Origin of the sequence: Streptomyces sp. NPDC007917 (assembly GCF_042959105.1) — a bacterium.
Taxonomy (GTDB): domain Bacteria; phylum Actinomycetota; class Actinomycetes; order Streptomycetales; family Streptomycetaceae; genus Streptomyces.
This window is the reverse complement of sequence record NZ_JBIBKK010000031.1, coordinates 42115-64241: the sequence shown is the minus strand read 5'-3', so window position 1 is coordinate 64241 and position 22127 is coordinate 42115. Positions and strand designations below refer to the sequence as shown.

Sequence of the window (22127 nt, the reverse complement as noted above, 5' to 3'; positions counted from 1 at the left end):
GCTTCACGCGGCCGCCTTGACGTCGCTGTCGGCGGTGATGCCCTTGGTGGAGGCGACCACGCCGCGCAGCTTCTTGGCAAGCGCCTCGTAGAACATGCTGAGCGGGAACTCGTCGGGGAGCACGTCGTCCACCAGTTTGCGCGGCGGCTGGGTGAGGTCGAGGGCCTCGGGGCCCTTGGCCCACACCGAGCCGGGGTGCGGGGCCAGGTAGGACGACACCAGCTCATACGCCTTGAACCAGTGGACGAGCTTGGGGCGGTCGATGCCGTCGCGGTACAGCTTCTCGATCTCGCCGCAGAGCTGGTTGGTGACCTGCGGGGCGCGGACCCAGTCGATGTGCAGGGTGTTGTCCGTCCAGCGTACGACGTCGTGCTGGTGCAGGTAGGCGAAGAGCAGCTGGCCGCCGAGCCCGTCGTAGTTGCGTACGCGGTCGCCGGTGACGGGGAACCGGAACATCCGGTCGAAGATCACGGCGTACTGCACGTCGCGGGCCTGGGTGACCCCCTCGGCCTCCAGTTTCACGGCCTCCTTGAAGGCGGTGAGGTCACAGCGCAGCTCCTCCAGGCCGTACATCCAGAACGGCTGGCGCTGCTTGATCATGAAGGGGTCGAAGGGCAGGTCGCCATGGCTGTGGGTGCGGTCGTGGACCATGTCCCACAGGGCGAACGCCTCCTGGCAGCGCCGCTGGTCGGCGAGCATGTCGCGGACGTCCTCGGGGAGCTCGATGCCCAGCGCCTGGACGGCGGCCTCGCTCACCCGCCGGAAGCGGGCGGCCTCGCGGTCGCAGAAGATCCCTCCCCAGCTGAACCGCTCCGGGACCTCGCGGACGGCGATGGTCTCGGGGAAGAGCACCGCGGAGTTGGTGTCGTAGCCGGAGGTGAAGTCCTCGAAGGCCAGGCCGATGTAGAGCGGGTTGTCGTAGCGGGTGCGTTCGAGCTCGGCCAGCCAGTCCGGCCACACCACGCGTACGACAAGCGCCTCGAGGTTGCGGTCCGGGTTGCCGTTCTGCGTGTACATCGGGAAGACGACCAGGTGCTGCAGTCCGTCGGCGCGCCCGCGGGCCGGCTGGAAGGCGAGCAGTGAGTCGAGGAAGTCCGGCACGCCGAAGCCGCCCTCGGCCCAGCGGCGCAGATCGGCGACGAGTGCCTGGTGGTACGCGGCGTCGTGCGGCAGCAGCGGGGCCAGTTCCTCGACGGCCGCGACGACCCGGTCGACGGTTTCCCGGACCCTGGCGCCGGGTGGAGCGCCCTCGGCCTCGAAGTCGATCGAGCCGTCCTTGGACTGCCAGGGCCTGATCGTCTCGACGGCGTCCTTGAGTGCGGGCCAGGCCGGGTGCTCCACGACGCGATCTCTACGCTCCGCAGGCAGAATGACACCCTCCGCCACCACAGACGAAAGAATTTCCGTCACAGCTACACCTCCACCGAAGAAACTCGCGTAACGACACCGTATCCATCGACGCTTCTCCGGCTCAAGTGGTGCACCGCAAATTATCCTGCCCCACCCCCTCCCGACCGATGTTTTTCCTGCGCTCCATGGTTCGGTAGCCGGCCCGCGCATCAGCCGCGGCCCTGTCTTAACCTCCGCGTCGCGGGGGGCCGTTACGCTGAGCGCCGGTCCGGGCAGCCGCCTCAGCACGACCAGCAGAGCCGACAGAAGAGCGAGACACCGTTGACCTTTCTCACCATCGGACATCGCGGAGTGATGGGCGTCGAGCCGGAGAACACCCTCAGGTCCTTCCTCCGGGCGGAGCGCGAGGGCCTGGACGTCATCGAGCTCGACCTGCATCTGAGCAAGGACGGCGCGCTCGTGGTGATGCACGACGCCGACGTGGACCGCACCACCGACGGCCGGGGGCCCATCAGCGACTTCACCCTCGCCGAGCTGCGCGAGCTCGACGCCGGACAGGGCGAGCGCATCCCGGTCTTCGAGGAGGTCGTGGACGCCGTGCAGGCGCCCCTCCAGGCGGAGATCAAGGACACCGCGGCCGCGCGGGCCCTCGCCGAGGTGATCACCCGCCGCAACCTTCTGGACCGCGTGGACGTGCTGTCCTTCCACGACCAGGCCATCGCCGAGATCCGCACCCTCCTGCCGACCGCCCGCACCGCGCTCGTCGCCAGCCGCTACGGCCTCGATGTGATCGACCGGGCGCAGGCGGTCGACGCCGGGATGCTGGTCCTCAACATCCGCCGGCTCACCCTCGAGCTCGTCCAGCGCGCCCACGCGGCCGACCTCAAGGTCATCGGCTGGACGGTGAACACCCCGGACCACCTGAAGCTGGCCCGCGGACTCGGCCTCGACGGCGGCACCACCGACTACCCGGAGATCCGGCGAGCGGCCCGCTACACCGCGTGACCGGCGGCGCGCCGCCCGGAGGGGCCTCCCACCCGGGCGGCGCGACCTGGGCCGCTGCCCTTCCGGCGGGCGCCGGCCCCCCGCGGGGCGACCGCGCCCGCGCCGTTCGGGCGGGCCTCACCCCAGCGGCTTGACCAGCAGTTCGAACTCGAGACCGGCGCGGCGCGGGATGCCGAAGCGCTCGTCCCCGTACGGGAACGGCGTCGTCTCCCCCGTACGGGCGTAGCCGCGCCGCTCGTACCACGCGATCAGCTCCTCGCGGGCCGAGATCACCGTCATGCGCATCTCCCGCGCACCCCACTCGGCCCGCACCCACCGCTCCGCCTCGGCGATGATCACCTTGCCGAGCCCGGCGCCCTGCAGCGCGGGCCGCACGGCGAACATCCCGAAGTACGCGTGGTCGCCGCGGTGCTCCAGCTGGCAGCAGGCCACCATCTCGCCACCCTGCTCGACCACCAGCATCCGGCCGTTCTCCCCCTCCACCACGGCAGCGACCCCCTCCGGGTCGGTGCGCTGCCCGCCCAGGATGTCGGCCTCCGTCGTCCAGCCTGCCCTGCTGGAGTCCCCCCGGTAGGCCGACTCGATCAGCGCGACCAGCCCCGGCACATCGGCCTCGGTCGCGGCCCGGAAGGTCGGCTCGGCGGCGGGCCGGGTGGCGTCCACGGTCTCCATGGCGTCGGATGTCCTTTCCCTGGGGTATGCGACACCGTCCTGCGACGGCAGTCGACCTTAACTCGCCCCCCTTGCGTAAGGTCGCGCCATGGTGCATGTACTGAGCGGCCGCACCCTGCTGCGGCCGACCGACCCCGAACGCTCCCGTGCCTTCTACGGCGAGGCCCTGGGACTCGCGGTCTACCGGGAGTTCGGCGAGGGCCCCGAGCGCGGCACGGTCTACTTCCTCGGCGGCGGCTTCCTCGAGGTCTCCGGCCGCTCCGACACCCCGCCGGCCCCGGGCCTCCAGCTGTGGCTGCAGGTCGCCGACGTCACGGCGGCCCACGCGGAGCTCACGGCCCACGGCGTGGAGGTGCTGCGCCCACCGCTGAAGGAGCCCTGGGGGCTGATCGAGATGTGGATCGCCGATCCGGACGGGGTCAAGATCGTTCTCGTGGAGGTGCCGGAAGACCATCCCCTTCGCTATCGACCAGGGATGTAGTTCCAGACATGAAAAAGCCCCGCCCTGCGCCACGGGGAACGCACGGACGGGGCCGCTTTCGGTCTGACTTACGGGACGATACCTGTACCACCACAGGCATTGCACGGCACCAGGAACGGGCGGACGTCATGGCCGACGAAGACGACCGCAGGCATCCTGCGGCGTTTCGTGCAGCCGCACGCGTTGCCCGGCCGTTTGGCCGACGCCCGGAGCTGGTCTACGAGATTCACGAGAGCAGCCCTCTCCGGGTTCACCCATGGCATCATCCTGGACACCTCCTGTGACGATGGTAGAGGGCGTCTGCCCGACCAGTCAGGGCTTCGTCAGTTCGGATCGCTGGGGCCGTCGCCACCGTCTCCTGTGCAACTCCCGTACGGGCCAGGGGGCGAGTGCTAGCAGTCGGCCGCGACCGGGATCGACTCATCCGTCGGCGCGAGCCACAGCGCGTCGTCAACCGTGAAGCCGGTCTTCACGATCATCTCTTGCGTCCGGGTCAGATCACCCGGGCTGTACCGCGACGGGTCCGGCGGCTCCGGGGTGTGGTGCACGAAAACCCCGAAGTCGTCGCACAGCTCCTTGTACACGCGGGTGTGGAGGATGAGTGCGTGCCATCCCTCGTCGACGACCCGGGACCGAAGCCGGGCTTGGGGGAACTTCGCGCAGGTGGCCGTGAACTTGACCGCCTCGTCGACGATCCGTTCCGCCATGTCGTCGGCCATGCCGGGGTTGTTGCTGAGTACGGTCCGGATCACTCCGGCCCGCTCCTTGCCGACCAATAAGCCGGTAGCGTCACTCATGCGCCTACCTCTCTGTGTGGGTGGTGCGCGGTTCCCGTCCCGGTCGCCGGCCTGCAAGCACGCGACCGGGGCGGGGCTTCTTGTGTGGTGGGGCGCTGGAAGCTGACGATGACCTCACCAGCGCCCCACCGGCCGCCCGCTGGACGGGTCCGCCGTCGTCGTCCAGCGAGCGGAGCTTTGAGCGGCCCCCGCCCGTCACAGACGTGACAGGGAGTGGGTCGGGGGCCGTGGCCCGGATGGGAGCCGACCAAAGCACCTCCGGGCCGTCACCCTGCCGTGAGCCTGGCAGGGGGTCTATGTGGGGCGGTCGTCCACGTCGTGGTCGTCGCCCGTGATCCGCACCATCTGACGAGCACGGGACTCAGCCACCATGATCATGTCGGCGAGATTGCATCTGAGCAGCGTGACCATGGCACGGAGGTCGTCCGGCGAGGCCGTCGGATCCGCCGCAACCCGCGCCGCTTCGGCCAGTGCGGCTCTGCCCTTGTCCGCCTTCGACGTCTCAGACTTCTCTGTCCGCTCTGCCAGCGCCGTCAGCAGACCCAGCGCCAAACTGTCCGGCAGGGCGATCATCTTCCCGCTGGGCGTTACGCGGTACGCGCCAATGCCGCTCGCGGAGTGTGTCAGGTCGTCGCTCATGACTCGCGTGGCATCAGCGTCACGCCGGGCGCCAACACTTGGCCGCGCCTGCGCAGGAGCTTGCCAGCGTCGTCAAACGCTCGGCCGTGCGGCGGGGGCGGAGCAGTGAGGCGTCCACGACTGGCGCCTTCCTCGGAGTCGTCCTCCCCACCGGCCGTGACACAGACTCCGCCCGCCAGGCTGACGAGCTGGCAAAGACGCACGCTCTCCTCGCTGATGTGGCTGATGCGTCCCCAGTCGGCGACGAGGCAGACGAAACTACTGCCCTGCCCCTGCGCCTCCATCGCGGCCACCATGCCGCGCCAGTGGGGCCGCCGGTCCGTCAGCGCGGCGTCTCCACGGTCAATCCACTGGCCGGCAACCTCCCATTTCATACGGGCCGCGTACGCGCGACAGGTCGCGAGTCGACGGTTCAGGCTGTCCGTCTGAGACGTCGCCTCGCGGTCGTAGATGAACGCGAGAGTTGGTGCGGCCACTTCCTCAGTCACTGATCGCTCCCCGGCTCGGTCGGTACTGCCGTTGGTAACTAGGCAACTACTGAGGGACCATGATCACTTAACACGGAAGTTGCACAACGGAGCGTCAGATGCCGCTGGAGGCAAGGACGAACGGACTTGCGCATGGGATGGTGGGACCATGCACAGCGCGCCGTCAGCGGGTGAGAACATCGCGGTTCTGCGGAAGGTTCGCGGGATAAGCCAGACGAAACTTGCCCGTCTCATGGATATCTCGCTCTCGTATCTGAGCAAGATCGAGACCGGCCTTCGTCCGGCTACTCCACCCCTCGTGGCTGCCGCAGCCTCAGCCCTGCATGTGACGACCGCGAGGATCTACGGTGATCCGTTCGCGGATCCATCGAAGCAGCACGAGCTGATGAACGATCTTCGCGCCGTTGTCCGTCGGCACACACTGCCCAGAGAGGATGTGCCGCCCCCCGCCGAACTCGCTGCCTCCCTGAGAGAGGCTGCGCAGATGCGGGCAGACACCGACTACCTGTCGCTGCTCCAACGCCTCCCTAAGCTGCTCGGCCAGGCAACTGCAACCGCTATGGCGTCCGAGGGTGACGCCATAGCGTGGGGCCAGGTGGCCGACGTTTACAGTTGTGCCTATGCAGTGGCGCACCGTTTCCGGCAGCCTGATCTGGCAGACATGATCGTGGCTCGCCAAACATGGGCCGCACAGCAGACATGGAACCCTAGTGCCGAAGCCGCTGCCGCGTGGAACGAGGCAGGGACGTACCAATCGGCTGGCGAGTACTCTGACGGTTTGGCGATCATCGAACGGGCCATCGGGCGTTACGAGTCCGCTCCGGGTGATGGCCTAGAGCACGTCGTCCACCTCGGTTCGCTCCACCTCCGCGGCATCGTCCTGGCGTCTCGACATGAAGACACGAACGCCACCGCGGACCATGTCAGGCGAGCAACAACGCTGGCCGAGCGGATCAAGGGCCCCGACGTGTTGCAGCACAATCTCACGTTCGGACCGGGAAACACGGCGCTGTACGAACTGGCAGCGCAGATCGAACTCAATGCGCCGGACAAGGCCGCGGAGGTTGCTGAACCGCTGCTGAAGAATCCCCCGGCAGGACTCAAGCCGTCCCGCGTCGGTCGGCTGGCGATCGACGCTGCTCGCGCTCGGTTGGCGACGAAGGATCTCACGGGCGCCGAGGACGCATTGAAGCAAGCTTTCCGCGTCGCCCCGCAGATGGCAGAGATCCATCCCATGGCACGGGAGGTGCTGCGCGTTCTCTGGACCTTGCACCAGCGCAGCCGCCCGGATCTTCTCGTCATGGCGAAGCGGGCAGGACTCGCGAACTAAGACTCAGTGCGCCGGCCCGACGAGGTACGGCACCGAGCTGGCGCACTCGTGCTTGGGCTCCCCTATCTGATCGCACCTCGTCCAGGGGATCCCTGACGACACGTAGATGCCGCCCTTCGTATGCCAGCACTCCATGCCGAACAGCGGTTGCGGACTCCTCACGCACGCGAGCGTGGACGCGGAAGCGGGGCTCGTCGTCGGGGGTCATCAGCCGCATGACGGCAGCGCCCGTATCCAGAAGGATCTTGCGCAGTTCTTCGCAACTGCTGACGACCGCTCCCCCGGCTGGGTCGGGGATGAGGGTTAGCGTTCTTCTCATGCCGGTCTTCCAGGAACGGCCTTGCTCCCCGCGCTCGCGGGGATGTTCCGTTCCTTCGTCTTGACCGCTTGCTTATCCCCGCATCGGCGGGTTTCGAGGAGCCCGACCAGCGTTACCCTAGCCGGGCTCTTCCTCGTGTCGGGACAACAGGGCTCGAACCTGAGGCCTCCCGCTCCCAAAGCGGGCGCTCTTCCTACTGAGCTACATCCCGTCGCTCTTCCGTGCATACTGAGCCCTCTCGGACGGCTTGGGGAGCCGTCCACGGATCCATGGGGGGAGAATTCCTATGCGCACGTCCCGGTATTCCGTCAGAACGGCGTCCGTGGCCCTTCTCGGGGCCGTCATGGTGGGCTGCTCGCCGGACGATGGGGACAACTCGAAGAAGTCCGCTCCGTCCGCTTCCGAAGTAGCCGACGCGCCGGCCGACACTACGGACACCGACCCGGTAGCGCCTAAGCCACTGTCTGTTGGTCAGAGCTGAGACTTCGCTGCGTCCGACGACACATCGGAGGTAGCTACCCGCTTCAAGGTCACGGTGCGGGAGTGAAGTACATTTCCGCAGAAGAGGCGGGCGACTCGGCCCAGCAGGACGGCGACGTCTACGTGCGCTTGCGCCTGACTCTGAAGAACATCGGCAAGCATCCGGGAAAGTTTGATGACTTCTCGACATTGAAGTGGGAAAGCACCGCTACCGCTGAGCAAGACGCGACCACGTACACGTCGCCCCCGGGGCCGGATCTTGCGACGACCTACAAGCCTGCATAGTCCGTGACCGGATACCTCATCGTCAACACCGTGGAGCGTGGCGGTGAAGTCACGTATTACGACGCGGCAGGGGACGGCCCAAGCTTCGTCGTCAGGCTCCCGAAGTAAGACGTCAGCTAGGCAGGGCGGCCGTCACCGCCGGGGGTCGGATGCCTGTCGTCCGGGTCGTTGCCCTGCCTAGGGTGTGGGGTTCATGAAGTTCCTCCACTCAGGCTTGGACTGCTGGCAGGATGTGCGGCCATGACAGCGCAACCAGACCAGTCGGCAGCAAGTACGCCGTTACCCGCCACGACCACCCCTGACGCGACACCGTGGAGCACCCGCCCGTTCGAGGAACTAGTGAGACAGTTCCATCTGGATTGCAAAACGCTGGGGGTAGAGAATCTGGTTACTCGCCGAGTCAGGGTTGCACTAAGGCGTCGCTTTCACCTACGACGCTGGAAGCGGAATACCCTTCTCGGACTTCTCGGCATGTTCGCCCTAGGTGCCATACTGATGGCGGGTTGGTGGCTTGACAAGGCACTGATTCTGTCTGAGGATCCCCTGCCTGGTCACGCTGTGATCGCCTGGCTCAACGAGCACGACAATAATCCTTGGGTAACATCTCTAACAATCGTCTCATGCGCAGCGCTTGCCATGGCCTTGATCTTTGTATTACTAGATGATTTCGGCGAGTACATTCTGAATTTCAGGCAAACTGGATCACGAGTTTCGCGATTCCTCATGGCTCGTCGATATGCCCTCGTCACTCAATGCGCTGAGGCGATCCATGCGTGCAGCGAGGTACGACGAGGAGGCCAGCACAGGCCCGCACGGTACAGGAAGTTGTCGAGGCGACTAAAGGCAGTTCGACGCGCGGTCCTCAACGCCCATGACAGCCGCGGAACCGTCGCCCGTCGATCCCATCGCAGGAAGCCTCTAAAGCACCACGAGCGCCGCGTCTCGACAGCCCTTATGGAGCTTGAAACCAATCTGGATCACTCTCCGAACGAGGCCCTACGCGAAATCGCCGAAGCACTGCTGAAGATTTCGGACCGGTACTGCGAGGGGCGTATCGGTGAGCTTCTGGATGATCAGCAACTCACAGGTGTTCCAGCTCAACACAACTGGGAAGCACTGCGTTACCTCATCGCCCTTGGGCTCGCTGGTGGCGGAATTATCGGTGTGGCAACCCCCGGCGTTGTCCCGGAGAGCGCGCAGCCGTACGTCTACGGAATCGTGTTGATCGCCGCCTTCGTCATCGTGCTCGGGCGCAGCTTCCGACGCGCCATCGACGTGTTCAGCGCGATCACCGGTGGCCTCTGAGCGGGACGGGCTCACGGACCGTCATCCGGCGCCACTCGACCGCGCTTCTACCCGGAGGAGAGACGGGGAGCGCAGGAGCGGCACCGGACGCTGGCCGGGAGGTTGAACCGCACGCCATTCGCTACGGCTGCGCGTTCCTCCCGCCTACTACTGTTATGGGGTAGCGATCTGGGTCCGGGGCCCGTGACCGTCGGGCGGGCCTCCTCCCCCTCTACCTGCGGAAAGTCAGACTGGGGTCAGAAGGGTCAAACTAAGACCCTTTTTCTACCATCCGGACAGCGTGCGGATCGCGGTCGTGGAGGTGCCGGAGGACCACCCCCTGCGCTACCGGCCGGGCGTCTAGGTCCGGGTCGGGCCCCGTATTCTCGGCCGATGGACATCATCGCCGCGCGGCTGGAAGTGGACGCCACCCCATCGGCGCCCGGACTCGTTCTGCGCCCCTGGGGCCCGGCGGACGCCGCGGACCTCGTGGAGCTGACCCGTGACCGCGCCGTGCGCCGCTGGACGAACGCGGCCGTGGACGACGAGGCGGACGCGGCGCGGTGGATCCGGGAGCAGCAGCGGGGGTGGGAGGAGGGGGACCGCTTCAGCTTCGCCGTGGTCGAGACCCGAACCACGGCGCGCGAGGAGCGGTTGGCGGGGCATGTGGCGCTCAAGAACGTCACCTCCGGCGCGCCCTCGGCCGAAGTCGGTTACTGGACCGCGGCACACGCGCGCGGCCGGGGCGTCGCGCCCCGGGCGCTGCGGGCGTTGACCGACTGGGCCTTCGCCACGTTCGCCGGTGACGGTCTGGCGCGTCTTGAGCTGCTGCACCAGGTGGACAACGAGGCGTCATGCCGCGTCGCGCACAAGAGCGGGTACGAACTGGCCACGCTGCTGCCCGCGGCACCGCCGGCGTTCCCCCTCAGCGGCCATGTGCACATACGGCCCCGGTCAGCGCAGATGGCCGCGTTCGTCGACGCGACGCGTCGGTGAGCCCAGGAAGACGTCCGGGGTGACCGGGCCGTAAGCGATGTTGAGGGTGTCGAGCCGGTAGTGCCACTCCCCGCCGCAGAGACCGACGAACCGGTGGTTGATCTGCCACCGCAGCCACTCCCCGGGGGCGAGCCGCACCGAGGGCGGGCGGCGATGGCGGCGCGGCATGGTCAACTACCTTTCGCCAAGCGAAGAGCTTGCACAGCGGGCGTCACTGGCAGTGACGCTGCGCTTGCGTCCAGCCCCAGCGCGGGATTCCGAGGTGGGGCGGGGGGCCGTTGACGGGGCCCCGCGTCGCCACAACTGCCGTGCGCGAGCGCGGATGTTGCGGGAGCCATTCCGGTCTGCGTGATCAACGAATCCGCAGGACCGGCATGCGAACCAGGCTTGACTCACCCGGTTCGCCTTGTCGATGTGACCGCATTCGGCACAGGTGCGGGAGGTGTACGCCGGATCGACGTGCACCACCCGCACCCCCGCCTTGCGGGCCTTGTAGGCGATGAAGCTGCCCAGCTGGGCGAAGGCCCAGGAGTGCACGGTGGCCCGTTGGGGCTTACCAAGCCGTACCCGCCCACGGATGCCCCTGAGGTCTTCCAGGGCGATCCCGCGACCGGTGCGTTCCGCCTCGGCCACCACATGCTTCGCGATCTTGTGATTGATATCCCTCGCCCGCCGTGCCTCCTTGCGGCGCCGCTTCTTCAACCGGCGCCTGGCCGACGGCGTGTTCTTCCTCTGCAGCTTGGCGCGCAGTTTCCACTCGCGCGTCCGGGCGCGGTTGAGGGAGCGCCCTGCCAGGATTTCGCCGTCGGAAGTGGTGGCGATGTTGATGATGCCCAGGTCGATGCCCAGGAAGTCCGCCGGCTCGGTGTTCAGCGGCGCCTCGGGCACCTCGCAGGTCGCCATGAGGAACCACATGCCGTCCCGGCGCACCAGGTCCGACTCGCCCTGGCGGTGCAGGGCCAGGGTGGCGGCCTGCTCCACTGAGGCGGTGAACCTCACGTTCTTGACCCGGCCTGCCAGTGTCCAGACCGAGACCCGCCGCTCGGCGATCTGCCAGGACAGCATCCGGTCGTCATACGGCTGGGCGCCCTCGGGGCGGAAGGTGATCGGCTTCCCGGTGGCCTTGCGGTAACGCTTCGAGCCCGGCCTGCCGAGGTTCCCGGCCCTCAGGTTCGCCGTCAAAGTGGCGTACGCGTCGCATGTCTTCTTGATGACATGCTGGGCGGCCTGCGCCCCGAGCCCCCACCGGGCGCGGACCTGCGCATAGGCAAGTTTACGCAACGCGAAATTCCGGCTGACCCCGCGTTCGTGGGCGAGCGAGCTGACCCAGGTGGCCGCCTCGTTGCAGGCGGTCAGGGTCGCCTCCAGAGCCGACGCCTGCTCGGGCGTCGGCAGGAGCTTCACCTGCACCACCAGCTTCATGCCGCGACTCTACGTGGTCGGGCGTACAAACATTTCAGTCCCGTACACCAGTCACCCGCACGCGCGACCCAATCGCACACACGTGCGACTCCCCCTCAGTCGGCGTGCAATGCGGGTGCTCACCCGGCAGAGACGGTCCTGCGACGCTCCGCGTCGGCATCATGGGATGCGATCCGCGTGAACGACCGGGGTTCGTTGCAAGAGTCCCAATGACCATCGGCACCTGCGGCTGCCGGACCTGCAGCAGGCCCCGATGCTCCCGCAGCGCCACTCCGGGTTCCGGCAGCTCCCGTACTGTGCGCACCCGCTGAATGAGGACTTCCGTGATGCCGATCAATCAGACACCGGCTCGCTGTGTCGCCACCGGCTTTTCGTGTCCTCAGCTCACACCGTTGCCGCCACCGGGAAGGTCGCGTCCGGGCTGGCCGCTCCGGACGAGCACGTCGACTGGGCTCAGGCCGTACGCTTCGAGAACCTGGTGGACTTCGAAGAAGGCAGTCACCCTTCGGGCTGACGCTTCTGGCGGCCCGGAACGCGGTGGGCCGGGCCTCGCTCTGGACCGTCACCGGCACCCTCCATGGTGTGCCGAGGCCCGAGAGGGAGGTCCAGCCGTTTAACGTCGCGACGGCCGACCGTCGCGGGTCCTACGAGAACGCGTCCAGGTTCGTGAGTTCGCTGGACAGCTCCCACAGCCGGGCCGCCGAGGCGGGATCCACGGCCCAGGGCTTGACCCCGCCGATCAGCATGTCATCCGTCGTGGCGGGCTCGGCGATGTCGCAGTCCTGACAGTACGCGCCCCCGCGGCCGTCCAGCAGGGGCGAGGTGGCGGCCCATACGGCCGTCGCCGCGCCCTGGGCCGGGGTCTTGAAGCCGTCCGCGGGCCGGCCGTCGGCGGTGATCCAGCCCTGGGCGATCTGCTCGTCGCGGGGGATGTGCCGTTGCAGGGGGGTGAGGATGCTGCCCGGGTGGAGGGCGAAGGCGTGGACTTCGGTGTGTGCGCCCAGCGCGTCGAGGTGCAGGGCGAAGAGGGCGTTCGCGGTCTTCGACTGGGCGTAGGCCAGCCACCGGTCGTAGCCCGTGCGGAAGTGGAGGTCGTCCCAGCGGATGTCGGAGAGGAAGTGGCCCGACGAAGCCACGGACACCACTCGCGCCCCGCCGGGGGCCAGCGCCGGGCGGAGCCGGTTGACGAGGGCGAAGTGACCGAGGTGGTTGATCGCGAAATGCGCCTCCCAGCCGGGGCCGACGCGGGTCTCGGGGCAGGCCATGACGCCCGCGTTGGCGATGAGGACGTCGAGGGCGCGCCCGGTCTCCAGGAAGCGGTCCGCGAAGACCCGTACGCTCTCCGGATCGGACAGCTCCAGCTCCCGCACCTCCGTCCCCGCGATGCCGCGCAGGGCCTCTCGCGCGGCATCGGGCCTGCGGGCCGGGACGACGACGTGGGCGCCGGCCCGGGCCAGGGCCCGGGTGGCCTCCAGGCCGAGGCCGGAGTAGCCGCCGGTGACCAGGGCGGTCCTGCCCGACAGGTCGATACCGGTGAGTACGTCGTCCGCGGTGCTGTGCGCGCCGAAGCCGCTGCCGATCTTGTGTTGCTCGGTGGTCATGTCCCGGGACGCTAGGACTTGGAGCGCACACGAGGTCAAGTTCGCGACCTCGGGCCCGGAACCGCGGACCGCGCTCCCCCCGTTGCCCCCGTGCGCTCCCGTATGCCGGGCGCCCGCTGGGCAGCCTCCGGGGGATCCGTCCGTCCCGGGAGGTGCGCCGTGCACGGACCGCCGCTGGTCGGCTGGCTGCTGGTCGCGCTGTGCGCGGCCACGGGGTCGTACTGCCTGCTGCGGATGCGCGGCGAGCCGCCCGGCCGGGTGCGGCGGGCCGCGGGGGCGGAGGCGCTGATGGGGTGGGGGATGGCGGTGATGGCGGTGCCCGCCGCCGCGCTGGACCCCCGGCCGTGGGGCCCGCCCCTGCTCGCGGCGGTGTTCGCCGTGGCGGCCGTACGGGCGCTGCTGCCCGCGCGGCGCGGCCCCGGCAGGGCGCCAGGCCGTGTCCGCAAAGTCCCGCCGGGCCCGCGACGCCTGCACGCGCCCCCAGCTACCGCTGGGAGGTGCCCCCGCGCCGCGTTGTCGGGATCGCCCAAGTACGCCCAGCACGAGGGCGACCCTCCGCCTTGCGATCGCACGCACCAGACGCCGCGGGCTGATCCGACGCGACTTTGCGGACACGCCCTGGGGCATCATCTGCACCACGCGGTCGGGGCGTTGGCGATGGTCTATATGGCGCTCGCGATGGCGGTGGGTGCCCCGGGCGGCCACGGCCACGCGGGGCACGCGGCGCAGGGGCGGGTGCCGGGCGGCGTGCCGCCGCTCACCGCCGTGCTGCTCGTGTACTTCGCGGTGTACGTGGTGTGGTTGGCGACGCGGCTGGCGCCGGCCGGGCCGGCGGGGGGCGGTTCCGGCGGCCTCGCCTGGTCGCGGCGGCCCGAACTGGCGGACGCGTGCAGGCTGTCCATGGGGATCGGGATGCTGGCGATGTTGCTGACGCTCTGAGTCGGCGCCCGGGGCCGATCTCGCCCGGCCTCCGGCGACCGTGGCGTACGTCACTTCCGGCCGCAGGACCGTATCCGCCCCGACACCGCGCTCATAAGGTAACGGCCATGATGGTCCCGCTCGCGCTGATGGGCCTCGGCGCTCTGGCGGCGGCAATGGCGCCCCGCCTGCTGGCCCGGTCCGACTGGGCCGACCGCGAACCCGTGCTCGCCCTGTGGGTGTGGCAGTGCGTGGTGGTCGCCGTGTTGCTCTGCTGCGGGCTGACCATGGCGCTGACCGCGGCGGCCGCCTCGCAGGCCGTGCGCGGGAATGTCTTCGCCCCCGCGCCCCATGGCGTGGTGGAGGCGTACGCGCTGTCCGCGTACGGGCCCTGGGCCGCCCCCGTCGCCCTCGCCCTGGCCTGCGGTGCCGTGTGGACGGCGGTGATGCTGACGCGGGAGATCGGCCGGGCGCGGGCACGGCGCAAGCAGCGCCGGGCGGAACTGCTCGACCGGTGCCCGGCGTTGCCCGGCGAGGAGCCCACCGGCGACCGTCTGGTGGTGCTGGAGGGCGAGCGGCCCGAGGCGTGGTGGCTGCCGGGCACTCCGCCCCGGCTGGTCATCACCACGGCGGCGCTGCGCCGTCTCAAGGGCCGCCGGCTGGACGCCGTGCTGGCGCATGAGCAGGGGCACGCCCGGGCCCGCCACCACTGGCTGCTGCACTGTTCCTCCGCGCTGGCCACGGGCTTTCCGCAGGTGCCGGTGTTCGCGGCCTTCCGGGACCAGGTGCACCGGCTGGTGGAGCTGGCCGCCGACGACTCCGCCTCGCGCCGCTTCGGGCGGCTGACGACCGCGCTCGCGCTGGTTGAACTGAACGAGCACCGCGGGGTGTTCGGCCCCGTCCCGGCCCAGCTGGCGGAGGTCCCGCAGCGGGTGGACCGGCTGCTCGCCCCCGCCGCCCGGCTCTCCCCCGCGCGCCGGTTGCGGCTGACGGCCGCGGCGGCGCTGGTGCCCGTCGTCCCGCTCGTGGTCACGCTGGTCCCGGCGCTGCGGGTGCTGGGCTGAGCTGGGTATCACCCCCGTGGGCAGGTAGTTTGGGCGGGGCGCGCGCGGCTGCAGTCGCGGGCTGTCACTCTCCATGGGAAGGCGCGATCCACATGACCCGCACACCGCCCGGCACCCCCACGGCTCACCCGGACCGCGCGCCGTCCGCACGCCCGGGCGACCGGGCGCTGACGGCTCCCACCGTCTCCTGTGTGTTCGTGTGCCACGACGGCCAAGGGCGCGTCCTGCTGGCCCGGCGCGGCGCGGGGGCGCGCGACGAGCCGGGGACCTGGGACACCGGTGCCGGGGCGCTGGAGCACGGCGAGACGTTCGAGGCGGCCGTCGCGCGTGAGGTCCGGGAGGAGTACACCGCACAGGCGCTCACGGTCGAGACCATCGGCGTCCGCAACATCCTGCGCGGCGACCCCGTCTCCCACTGGGTGGCCGTGGTGTGCGCGGTGGAGGTGGACCCGTCGCAGGTGGCCATCGGCGAGCCGCACAAGTTCGACGCGCTCGGCTGGTTCGCCCCGGATGACCTGCCCGCCCCGCGCCATTCACAGTTGGAGGAGACCCTCGCCCTCTTCCGCGCCCGGCGGATCTAGTGCCGCATCCGGCGGCCCTGGCCGACCCGCGCGCCCGGCCATGCGCGATCATCGACCCATGCACGTCTCGAGGCTCCGTGCCGTATCCGCCGCCGCCGTCCTGACCGTGCTGTTCGTGGTCCTGCTGATCCTGGTCGTGGCCCGCTGGGGGCCGCTGGAGGACACCGACGGGGACATCGCGGAAGCCCTGCACCGGACGGCGGTGACGCACCACGGCTGGACCGAGGCCAACAAGGTGCTGACCGACTGGGTGTGGGACCCCTGGACGATGCGTGCGGGGATGGCGGTGCTCGCCGGGTGGCTGCTGTGGTGCCGGGAGCGGCTGCTCGCGCTGTGGGTCGCGGCCACCACCGCCGCCGGGACCGCGCTGCAGCAGGGCGTCAAGGCGGCGGTCGGCCGGGAGCGCCCGCACTGGCGGAACCCGGTGGACTCGGCACACTATGCGGCCTTCCCGTCCGGCCACGCGCTCACGGCCACCGTCGCGTTCGGGCTGCTGCTGTGGGTGATGGGGCGGTGCGGGGCGCGGCCGGCCTGGCTGAGGGCCGCGGCGCTGCTCGCCGCGGTGTCCGCGGCCGGGGTGGGGTTCACCCGGGTGTATCTGGGGGTGCACTGGCCCACCGACGTGCTGGGCGGCTGGCTGCTGGGCGTTGCCCTGGTGTGCGCGGCGGCGGCCGCGTACCCGGACAGCCGGTCCGTTCCGCCGGACGGTGCGGACGAGTCGGCGGGGGGATCGGCCGGTACGCCCCGCTGAGGGGGCGCTCCTGGAACGATGGGGGCATGACGATCAAGGGTGCGCTCTTCGACTTCTCCGGGACCCTCTTCCGCATCGAGCCGACCGAGTCCTGGCTGCGGGCCGCGCTCGACGCAACCGGCACGGCCGTCCCCGAGGAGGACGTTCCGCGGTACGCGCGGCGGTTGGAGGACGCGGGGGCGCTGCCGGGCGGCGCCCCGCCCCGGGCCGTACCGCCCCACCTGGCCGAGGTGTGGGGCGTACGGGACCGCAGCGCCGAGAACCACCGCGCCGCCTACACCGGGCTGGCCCGCGAGGTGCGGCTGCCCCGCCCTGAGCTGTACGACGCGCTGTACGACCGTCACATGGCCCCGGCCGCCTGGCGGCCGTACCCCGACGCGGCCGAGGTGCTGGGCGAGCTGCGGCGGCGCGGGGTGCGGATCGCGGTGGTCAGCAACATCGGCTGGGATCTGCGGCCGGTGTTCCGGGCGCACGGGCTTGACGAGTTCGTGGACGCCTATGTGCTCTCGTACGAGCACGGCGTCCAGAAGCCGGACCTCCGGCTGTTCCGGATGGCGTGCGACGCGCTCGGGCCGGCCCCGGCCGACACCGTGATGGTGGGCGACGACCGGCGGGCGGACGCGGGGGCGGCGCGGCTGGGCTGCCAAGTGCACTTGGTGGACCATCTGCCGGTGGAGCAGCGGCCCGAGGGGCTGCGGCCGGTGCTTGAGCTCGCGGGCGCGGCCGAAACGCCCTGAGAGGGCCGCGAGAACCCGTAAAAGCCCGTCATGGACAAGGCCAAGCCGCCGATTTCGGGCGATCCCCCGCGTCGCCCGAAATCGACGGAGCCTCGGGGCCGCCAGGGCAAGGTGGCGGACAACCCGAGACCGCACTGAGTATATTGGCCAAGAGCCAGTCAACGCAGGAGTTACAGCATGTCCCCCCGGAGCGCTTCGGTCAATGAGGAGTTGCGCCGCCGGTCCCAGGAGCGCCTGCTCCAGGCGACGGTCGAGCTGGTCGGCGAGCGCGGCTACGAGGCGACGACGCTCGCCGATATCGCCGATCGGGCGGGGGCCGCGCGCGGTCTGGTCTCCTACTACTTCCCCGGCAAGCGCCAGTTGCTGCAGACGGCCGTGCACCGGCTGATGCATCTGGAGCTGGCCAAGGGCCTTGAGCGCGAGCCGCGGCCGGACGGCGAGGACGCGGGCCGGGAGTGGCTGGCGCGCGCGATCGACGCGATCCTGGGACTCGCCGTGGAGCGTCCGCGGCTGATGCGGACGCATATGGCGGGCATCCTGACGGCCGAGGGGTTCATCAAGTGCGCCGAGCAGCAGCGGCTGGCCGCGCTGCTCCGCGAGACGGTGGTCCGGTACGGATCGTCGGAGCCGGACGCCGACTACCGGCTGTTACGCGCGCAGCTGATGGGCGCGGTGGTCGCGGTGCTGCTGCCGGGGGCCCCGATGCCGGTCGAGCGGCTGCGGGCCGAGCTGTTCAACCGCTACAAGCTCGACTGGGAGCTGGGCGTCCCGCCGGGCACGAAAGCCGCCGCCGGGACAAACGGCGGAGCAGAGGGCGGGACAGAGGGCGGAGCAGACGCCGCGACAGACGGCGGAGCGGGCGGGGAGACGGGTGGTGACGCCCCGGACGGCCGGAGGCCGTCCGGGGCGGACGGTCAGCGGTAGTCGGGCTGCGTCTGCACGTTCAGCTCGCGCAGCCGCACCGACCGGGCGCCGTCGGTGCGCCGGTCGTCGATCTTCAGGACGTCGAAACCCTTGGCGATGTCGTTCGAGTAGATGTAGCCGTTGTAGTAGTACGCGGACCAGGAGCCCCCGCCCACCAGCGTGTCGGCGGAGATGGGACCGCGCTCGAAGTAGCCGATCTCCTTCGGGTGCGCGGAGTCGGTGAACTCCCAGATGGACACGCCACCCTGGTACCACGCCTGGACCATGATGTCGCGGCCCTTGACCGGGATCAGCGAGCCGTTGTGGGCGACGCAGTTCTCGGTGTTCGCCTGGTAGCGCGGGATCTTGTAGTAGTTCCGGAAGACCAGCTTGCGGTGGTCGCCCTTGCCGACGATGTCGTAGATGCCGTCGGCGCCGTGGTCCGGGCCGACCTCGGCGTTGCAGGTCGCGGCCCCGCCGCCGCCGAGCTCGTCGGTGAACACGACCTTGTTGCCGCGCTCGTTGAAGGTCGCCGAGTGCCAGAAGGCGAAGTTGACGTTGTCCTCGACCCGGTCGATGACCCGCGGCTTGGCCGGATTGGCGATGTCCAGCAGGATGCCGTCACCCATGCAGGCGCCCGCCGCCAGCTTCAGCTTGGGGAAGCTGGTGATGTCGTGGCAGCCGGTCGTCTTGGACACGCCCGGGTTGGCGGGCTCGCCCGGGTTGCCGCCGTCCGGGAAGAGCACCGGGAAGTCGACGACCGCCGACTTCTCGGGCGCGCTGCGCGGCACCTTGATGACGGAGATCCCGTCGTGCGGCGGCTGGCAGTCCGGGAAGGTGGCGTCCGGGGAGTAGGAGGAGACGTAGATGTAGACGTTGTCCCGCTCGGGCACCAGGGTGTGGGTGTGCGAGCCGCAGGAGGTCTCGACGGCGGCGACGTACTTCGGCTCGGTCTTGTCGCTGATGTCGAAGACCTTCATGCCCTCCCAGGACGACTTCTCCGTGGCGGGCTGCGTGGTGCTGCTGCAGGAGTTGTCGCTGCGCGAGGAGTCCGTGGAGAGGAAGAGCAGGTTCCCGGAGACGCTGATGTCGTTCTGCGAGCCCGGGCAGAGCACCTGGCTGACGGTCTTCGGCTGCTTCGGGTCGCTGATGTCGTAGATGACGAAGCCGTCGTAGTTGCCCGCGAAGGCGTACTTGCCCTGGAAGGCCAGGTCCGAGTTGGTGCCCTTGAGGGCCTGCTTGGGGATGTTCGTCAGATGGCTGACGTTGTCGCTGTGGACGATCTCGTCCACACCCGGTATCTCGCCATCCTTGATGGCCGCCTTGACCTCGTCGGCCTGTCCCTTGGACACCCGTTCACTCTTCGGGGTGGCTCCGGGGTCGGGCGTCGCCGCCGCCGGGCTCACGGCGAACAGCGAGGCGAGGAGACCGAAGGCGACCACGGTGGTGCCGAGGTGTCGGGGGCGCATCGAGGATCTATGGCGCATCTGGAGTCTGTGCCACGGCTTCAACTGCGTCCTCCCTTCTTTCCCGTTCGGGGTTGAGCGATGCATGGGCGTGAGCCCTGGGCAGTATCACTCGTTCCATGTACATCCCAACAGTCGGCAATGAATATGTAACGAAGATTCCTTGCATGGATCAGCCACTTACGTGCTAATACGGTCAGCACAGTCTGCAAAAGTCTCTGGAGGTCACGGTGTTGATCCGGCGTACGACCACGACCGCCCGTGCCGCACGCGCCGCCTCGCTCGCGGTCGCGGCGGTGGCCGCGGCCCTGGCGCTGGCCCTCACCGGCTGCGAGGCCGACGGCGGCGCCAAGGCCGACGGCAAGGCCAAGGACTCCGGGCCCTCGGTGATCGCGCCGGGCAAGCCCGGGGAGGCGGCCAGAAAGCTGACGGCCGAGGAGGCCGCGAAGGCGAAGGACGACGACTCCCCCAACTCGGCCGATTTCACCTACGTCCGCATGATGATCGAGCACCACCGGCAGGCCCTGGTGATGACCGCTCTGGCCCCCGACCGGGCGAAGTCGTCGAAAGTCAGACGGCTCGCCGAGCGCATCTCCGCCGGGCAGAAACCGGAGATCGAGGCGATGAAGGGCTGGCTGCGGACGAGCGGCGGCTCTGAGGACGGTACGGCGGACCACGAGGGCGGGCACGGCCACGGCTCCATGCCCGGCATGGCCACGCAGAAGCAGCTGGACCAGCTGCGCGCCGCCAAGGGAGCCGCGTTCGACAAGCTCTTCCTCAAGCTGATGATCACCCATCACTCCGGCGCGATCTCCATGGCCACGGACGTCCTGGCCCAGGGCAACAACGTGAAGGTGGAGGAGATGGCGGACGACGTCATCGCGCAGCAGAGCGCCGAGATCCGGCGGATGCAGCAGCTCGGATAGCACGCGGGGCCCGCGGCGGGCGCCGGGCTCCGTGTGCGGGGTCCGGGTCCCGGGTGCCGGGTCCCGGGTCCTGGGCGCCGGGCACCGGTTCCGGAACGTCAGCCTCCGGCGTCGGCGGTCACCCGGGGGACTGGTATCCGGCGCGTTATGCCGGACCGGGCCCCCTCCGGTGCGATGCTGGAGACATCCTGCGGAAGGAGCTCCGCCGTGCTTCGCGTAGCAGTCGTCGGATCCGGGCCGAGCGGGGTCTACGCAGCCCAGGCGCTCGTCCAGCAGCAGGCCGTTCCCGATGTGGCCGTGGATGTGCTCGACCGGCTGCCCTGCCCGTACGGACTGGTGCGCTACGGGGTCGCCCCGGACCACGAGAAGATCAAGTCGCTGCAGAACACCCTCCGCGCGGTCCTGGAGCACCCCCGGGTCAGCTTCCTGGGCAATGTGCCGGTGGGGCCCGCGCCGCTGGTGCCCGAGCGGCTGCTCGGGCTGTACCACGCGGTCGTGTACTGCGTGGGGGCGGCGACCGACCGCCGGCTCGGCATCCCCGGCGAGGAGCTGCCGGGCAGCTTCTCGGCCACCGAGTTCGTCTCCTGGTACAGCGCCCACCCCGACTCGGCGATCGACGCCTTCGCGCTGGGCGCGCGCTCCGCCGTGGTCATCGGGGTCGGCAATGTCGCGGTCGACGTGGCGCGGGTGCTCGCCCGCGGGGCGGAGGAGCTGCGCGCCACCGACGTGCCGCACGCCGCCCTCGGCACGCTCGCCGACAGCCGGGTGACCGATGTGCACATGGTCGGCAGGCGTGGTCCGTCGCAGGCCAAGTTCACCACCAAGGAGCTGCGCGAGCTCGGCGCGCTGACCGGCGCCGATGTGCTGGTGCGGCCTGAGGAGCTGGCGATGGACCCGGCGTTCGCGGACCCGTCCCGGCTGCCGGGGCCCATCCGGCGCAATGTGGAGGTGCTGCGCGACTGGGCGCGCCGCGAGCCCGCCGGCCGGCCGCGCCGGATCCATCTGCGCTTCTTCCTGCGCCCGGCGGCGCTGCTCGGCGAGGGCGCCGTACGGGCGGTGCGGTTCGAGCGGACCGCGCCGGACGGGACGGGTGGGGTCGCCGGGACCGGCGGCTTCGAGGACGTGCCGGCGCAGCTGGTCCTGCGGTCGGTCGGCTACCGGGGCGTCCCGCTGCCCGGGCTGCCGTTCGCGGCGGACAGCGGAACGGTCCCGCACGAGCAGGGGCGGGTGGTGCGCGGCGGCGCGCCTTCGCCCGGCGAGTACGTGGCGGGATGGATCAAGCGGGGGCCGACCGGGGTCATCGGGACGAACCGGTCGTGCGCCAAGGAGACCATCGCCTCCCTTCTGTCCGACGCTGCCGCCCTGGCCTCGCGCCCGGTCGTCGAGGACCCGCCGGCGGCGCTGCGCGCGATGGGTCTGGAGCCGGTGGAGTGGCCCGGCTGGCTGCGGATCGAGGCGGCGGAGTCGGCGCTCGGGCAGGCGCTGGGGCGGCCGCGGGTGAAGATCCCGGACTGGCCCGGGCTGCTGACGGCGGCCCGCGACGCTCGGGGCTGAGCCCCGGCCCCTTTGGAACACACGCCCAGGAACACACGCCCGGAACAACACCCCGGAACACACGCCGTGGAACACGCG

At 70.0% G+C, this 22127-nt stretch carries 24 protein-coding genes, 1 tRNA gene and 1 pseudogene; 16 read left to right on the top strand and 10 right to left on the bottom strand.

What is annotated here, in order from left to right; translation table 11 throughout:
- Positions 1-3: 3 nt before the first annotated feature.
- Positions 4-1410, bottom strand: a complete 1407-nt coding sequence (locus tag ACFZDL_RS39490) for a DUF6421 family protein (protein ID WP_353591723.1) — start codon at positions 1408-1410, stop codon at positions 4-6.
- Between the two features lie 261 nt (positions 1411-1671).
- Between ACFZDL_RS39490 and ACFZDL_RS39485 the strand changes: the two genes are divergently transcribed.
- Positions 1672-2355, top strand: coding sequence for a glycerophosphodiester phosphodiesterase family protein (locus tag ACFZDL_RS39485; protein WP_353591724.1), 684 nt, complete (start codon positions 1672-1674; stop codon positions 2353-2355).
- A gap of 117 nt (positions 2356-2472) precedes the next feature.
- On the opposite strand, the gene ACFZDL_RS39480 is transcribed toward ACFZDL_RS39485, so the two are convergent.
- Positions 2473-3027 (bottom strand): GNAT family N-acetyltransferase, encoded by a 555-nt coding sequence (locus ACFZDL_RS39480; protein ID WP_353591725.1) that lies wholly within the window; start codon positions 3025-3027, stop codon positions 2473-2475.
- A gap of 88 nt (positions 3028-3115) precedes the next feature.
- Here ACFZDL_RS39480 and ACFZDL_RS39475 point away from each other — a divergent pair, with 88 nt between their 5' ends.
- Positions 3116-3508, top strand: a complete 393-nt coding sequence (locus tag ACFZDL_RS39475) for a VOC family protein (RefSeq protein WP_353591726.1) — start codon at positions 3116-3118, stop codon at positions 3506-3508.
- A 392-nt stretch (positions 3509-3900) separates the two neighbouring features.
- Here the strand turns inward: ACFZDL_RS39475 and ACFZDL_RS39470 are convergent, their stop codons facing one another.
- The 3 genes from ACFZDL_RS39470 to ACFZDL_RS39460 form a co-directional block, all read right to left on the bottom strand.
- On the bottom strand, positions 3901-4305 hold the full coding sequence (locus ACFZDL_RS39470; protein WP_353591727.1) for a hypothetical protein: 405 nt from the start codon (positions 4303-4305) through the stop codon (positions 3901-3903).
- Between the two features lie 294 nt (positions 4306-4599).
- On the bottom strand, positions 4600-4944 hold the full coding sequence (locus ACFZDL_RS39465; protein WP_353591728.1) for a hypothetical protein: 345 nt from the start codon (positions 4942-4944) through the stop codon (positions 4600-4602).
- Positions 4941-5432, bottom strand: coding sequence for a recombinase family protein (locus tag ACFZDL_RS39460; RefSeq protein WP_353591729.1), 492 nt, complete (start codon positions 5430-5432; stop codon positions 4941-4943). Before ACFZDL_RS39460 ends, ACFZDL_RS39465 begins: the two co-directional genes overlap by 4 nt.
- A gap of 148 nt (positions 5433-5580) precedes the next feature.
- On the opposite strand from ACFZDL_RS39460, the gene ACFZDL_RS39455 reads away from it, so the two are divergent.
- On the top strand, positions 5581-6762 hold the full coding sequence (locus ACFZDL_RS39455; protein WP_353591730.1) for a helix-turn-helix transcriptional regulator: 1182 nt from the start codon (positions 5581-5583) through the stop codon (positions 6760-6762).
- Positions 6763-7219: 457 nt separating this feature from the next.
- Here the strand turns inward: ACFZDL_RS39455 and ACFZDL_RS39450 are convergent.
- Positions 7220-7292 (bottom strand) — tRNA-Pro (locus ACFZDL_RS39450).
- 332 nt (positions 7293-7624) lie between these two features.
- Here ACFZDL_RS39450 and ACFZDL_RS39445 point away from each other — a divergent pair.
- From ACFZDL_RS39445 to ACFZDL_RS39435, 3 genes are all read left to right on the top strand, one after another.
- The gene (locus ACFZDL_RS39445; RefSeq protein WP_353591731.1) at positions 7625-7846 is read left to right on the top strand and encodes a hypothetical protein; all 222 of its coding nucleotides are present in this window, start codon (positions 7625-7627) and stop codon (positions 7844-7846) included.
- A 954-nt stretch (positions 7847-8800) separates the two neighbouring features.
- The gene (locus ACFZDL_RS39440; RefSeq protein WP_353591732.1) at positions 8801-9151 is read left to right on the top strand and encodes a hypothetical protein; all 351 of its coding nucleotides are present in this window, start codon (positions 8801-8803) and stop codon (positions 9149-9151) included.
- Between the two features lie 372 nt (positions 9152-9523).
- Positions 9524-10126: a GNAT family N-acetyltransferase gene (locus ACFZDL_RS39435; protein ID WP_353591733.1), complete on the top strand. Its 603-nt coding sequence runs from the start codon at positions 9524-9526 to the stop codon at positions 10124-10126.
- Here ACFZDL_RS39435 and ACFZDL_RS39430 read toward each other — a convergent pair.
- Positions 10085-10294, bottom strand: coding sequence for a hypothetical protein (locus ACFZDL_RS39430; protein ID WP_353591734.1), 210 nt, complete (start codon positions 10292-10294; stop codon positions 10085-10087). The genes ACFZDL_RS39435 and ACFZDL_RS39430 overlap by 42 nt on opposite strands.
- Positions 10295-10300: 6 nt before the next feature.
- On the bottom strand, positions 10301-11548 hold the full coding sequence (locus tag ACFZDL_RS39425; protein WP_353591735.1) for a transposase: 1248 nt from the start codon (positions 11546-11548) through the stop codon (positions 10301-10303).
- A 373-nt stretch (positions 11549-11921) separates the two neighbouring features.
- On the opposite strand from ACFZDL_RS39425, the gene ACFZDL_RS39420 reads away from it, so the two are divergent.
- Positions 11922-12062 (top strand): hypothetical protein, encoded by a 141-nt coding sequence (locus tag ACFZDL_RS39420; protein WP_353591736.1) that lies wholly within the window; start codon positions 11922-11924, stop codon positions 12060-12062.
- A gap of 130 nt (positions 12063-12192) precedes the next feature.
- Here ACFZDL_RS39420 and ACFZDL_RS39415 read toward each other — a convergent pair whose 3' ends face one another.
- Positions 12193-13149 (bottom strand): SDR family NAD(P)-dependent oxidoreductase, encoded by a 957-nt coding sequence (locus ACFZDL_RS39415; protein ID WP_353591737.1) that lies wholly within the window; start codon positions 13147-13149, stop codon positions 12193-12195.
- Between the two features lie 159 nt (positions 13150-13308).
- On the opposite strand from ACFZDL_RS39415, the pseudogene ACFZDL_RS39410 reads away from it, so the two are divergent.
- The 7 genes and pseudogenes from ACFZDL_RS39410 to ACFZDL_RS39380 form a co-directional block, all read left to right on the top strand.
- A pseudogene (locus ACFZDL_RS39410) lies at positions 13309-13602 on the top strand (DUF5134 domain-containing protein); the annotation flags it as partial.
- Positions 13603-13662: 60 nt separating this feature from the next.
- Positions 13663-14088, top strand: a complete 426-nt coding sequence (locus ACFZDL_RS39405; protein ID WP_391193732.1) for a DUF5134 domain-containing protein — start codon at positions 13663-13665, stop codon at positions 14086-14088.
- Between the two features lie 107 nt (positions 14089-14195).
- The gene (locus ACFZDL_RS39400) at positions 14196-15131 is read left to right on the top strand and encodes a M56 family metallopeptidase (protein ID WP_353591738.1); all 936 of its coding nucleotides are present in this window, start codon (positions 14196-14198) and stop codon (positions 15129-15131) included.
- A 92-nt stretch (positions 15132-15223) separates the two neighbouring features.
- Positions 15224-15712 carry an NUDIX domain-containing protein gene (locus ACFZDL_RS39395; protein WP_353591739.1) on the top strand — a complete coding sequence of 163 codons (489 nt, stop codon included), beginning with the start codon at positions 15224-15226 and terminating at the stop codon, positions 15710-15712.
- Between the two features lie 58 nt (positions 15713-15770).
- Entirely contained in the window at positions 15771-16463 is a 693-nt protein-coding gene (locus ACFZDL_RS39390; RefSeq protein ID WP_353591740.1) for a phosphatase PAP2 family protein, read from the top strand.
- A gap of 26 nt (positions 16464-16489) precedes the next feature.
- Positions 16490-17200, top strand: coding sequence for an HAD-IA family hydrolase (locus ACFZDL_RS39385; RefSeq protein ID WP_353591741.1), 711 nt, complete (start codon positions 16490-16492; stop codon positions 17198-17200).
- A gap of 177 nt (positions 17201-17377) precedes the next feature.
- Positions 17378-18124: a helix-turn-helix domain-containing protein gene (locus ACFZDL_RS39380; RefSeq protein ID WP_353591742.1), complete on the top strand. Its 747-nt coding sequence runs from the start codon at positions 17378-17380 to the stop codon at positions 18122-18124.
- On the opposite strand, the gene ACFZDL_RS39375 is transcribed toward ACFZDL_RS39380, so the two are convergent.
- Entirely contained in the window at positions 18115-19572 is a 1458-nt protein-coding gene (locus ACFZDL_RS39375; protein ID WP_353591743.1) for a hypothetical protein, read from the bottom strand. The genes ACFZDL_RS39380 and ACFZDL_RS39375 overlap by 10 nt on opposite strands.
- A gap of 227 nt (positions 19573-19799) precedes the next feature.
- Between ACFZDL_RS39375 and ACFZDL_RS39370 the strand changes: the two genes are divergently transcribed.
- Both ACFZDL_RS39370 and ACFZDL_RS39365 read left to right on the top strand, forming a co-directional pair.
- The gene (locus tag ACFZDL_RS39370; protein WP_391193690.1) at positions 19800-20495 is read left to right on the top strand and encodes a DUF305 domain-containing protein; all 696 of its coding nucleotides are present in this window, start codon (positions 19800-19802) and stop codon (positions 20493-20495) included.
- A 207-nt stretch (positions 20496-20702) separates the two neighbouring features.
- On the top strand, positions 20703-22049 hold the full coding sequence (locus ACFZDL_RS39365; protein ID WP_353591744.1) for an FAD-dependent oxidoreductase: 1347 nt from the start codon (positions 20703-20705) through the stop codon (positions 22047-22049).
- Positions 22050-22127: the final 78 nt, after the last annotated feature.

Bases quoted from the DNA above. Each gene is read 5' to 3' on its own strand.
- ACFZDL_RS39480 (WP_353591725.1), bottom strand. From the start codon at position 3,027: ATGGAGACCGTGGACGCCACCCGGCCCGCCGCCGAGCCGACCTTCCGG.
- ACFZDL_RS39475 (WP_353591726.1), top strand. From the start codon at position 3,116: ATGGTGCATGTACTGAGCGGCCGCACCCTGCTGCGGCCGACCGACCCC.
- ACFZDL_RS39470 (WP_353591727.1), bottom strand. From the start codon at position 4,305: ATGAGTGACGCTACCGGCTTATTGGTCGGCAAGGAGCGGGCCGGAGTG.
- ACFZDL_RS39465 (WP_353591728.1), bottom strand. From the start codon at position 4,944: ATGAGCGACGACCTGACACACTCCGCGAGCGGCATTGGCGCGTACCGC.
- ACFZDL_RS39455 (WP_353591730.1), top strand. From the start codon at position 5,581: ATGCACAGCGCGCCGTCAGCGGGTGAGAACATCGCGGTTCTGCGGAAG.
- ACFZDL_RS39440 (WP_353591732.1), top strand. From the start codon at position 8,801: ATGGAGCTTGAAACCAATCTGGATCACTCTCCGAACGAGGCCCTACGC.
- ACFZDL_RS39435 (WP_353591733.1), top strand. From the start codon at position 9,524: ATGGACATCATCGCCGCGCGGCTGGAAGTGGACGCCACCCCATCGGCG.
- ACFZDL_RS39430 (WP_353591734.1), bottom strand. From the start codon at position 10,294: ATGCCGCGCCGCCATCGCCGCCCGCCCTCGGTGCGGCTCGCCCCCGGG.
- ACFZDL_RS39425 (WP_353591735.1), bottom strand. From the start codon at position 11,548: ATGAAGCTGGTGGTGCAGGTGAAGCTCCTGCCGACGCCCGAGCAGGCG.
- ACFZDL_RS39415 (WP_353591737.1), bottom strand. From the start codon at position 13,149: ATGACCACCGAGCAACACAAGATCGGCAGCGGCTTCGGCGCGCACAGC.
- ACFZDL_RS39400 (WP_353591738.1), top strand. From the start codon at position 14,196: ATGATGGTCCCGCTCGCGCTGATGGGCCTCGGCGCTCTGGCGGCGGCA.
- ACFZDL_RS39395 (WP_353591739.1), top strand. From the start codon at position 15,224: ATGACCCGCACACCGCCCGGCACCCCCACGGCTCACCCGGACCGCGCG.
- ACFZDL_RS39390 (WP_353591740.1), top strand. From the start codon at position 15,771: ATGCACGTCTCGAGGCTCCGTGCCGTATCCGCCGCCGCCGTCCTGACC.
- ACFZDL_RS39385 (WP_353591741.1), top strand. From the start codon at position 16,490: ATGACGATCAAGGGTGCGCTCTTCGACTTCTCCGGGACCCTCTTCCGC.
- ACFZDL_RS39380 (WP_353591742.1), top strand. From the start codon at position 17,378: ATGTCCCCCCGGAGCGCTTCGGTCAATGAGGAGTTGCGCCGCCGGTCC.
- ACFZDL_RS39375 (WP_353591743.1), bottom strand. From the start codon at position 19,572: ATGCGCCCCCGACACCTCGGCACCACCGTGGTCGCCTTCGGTCTCCTC.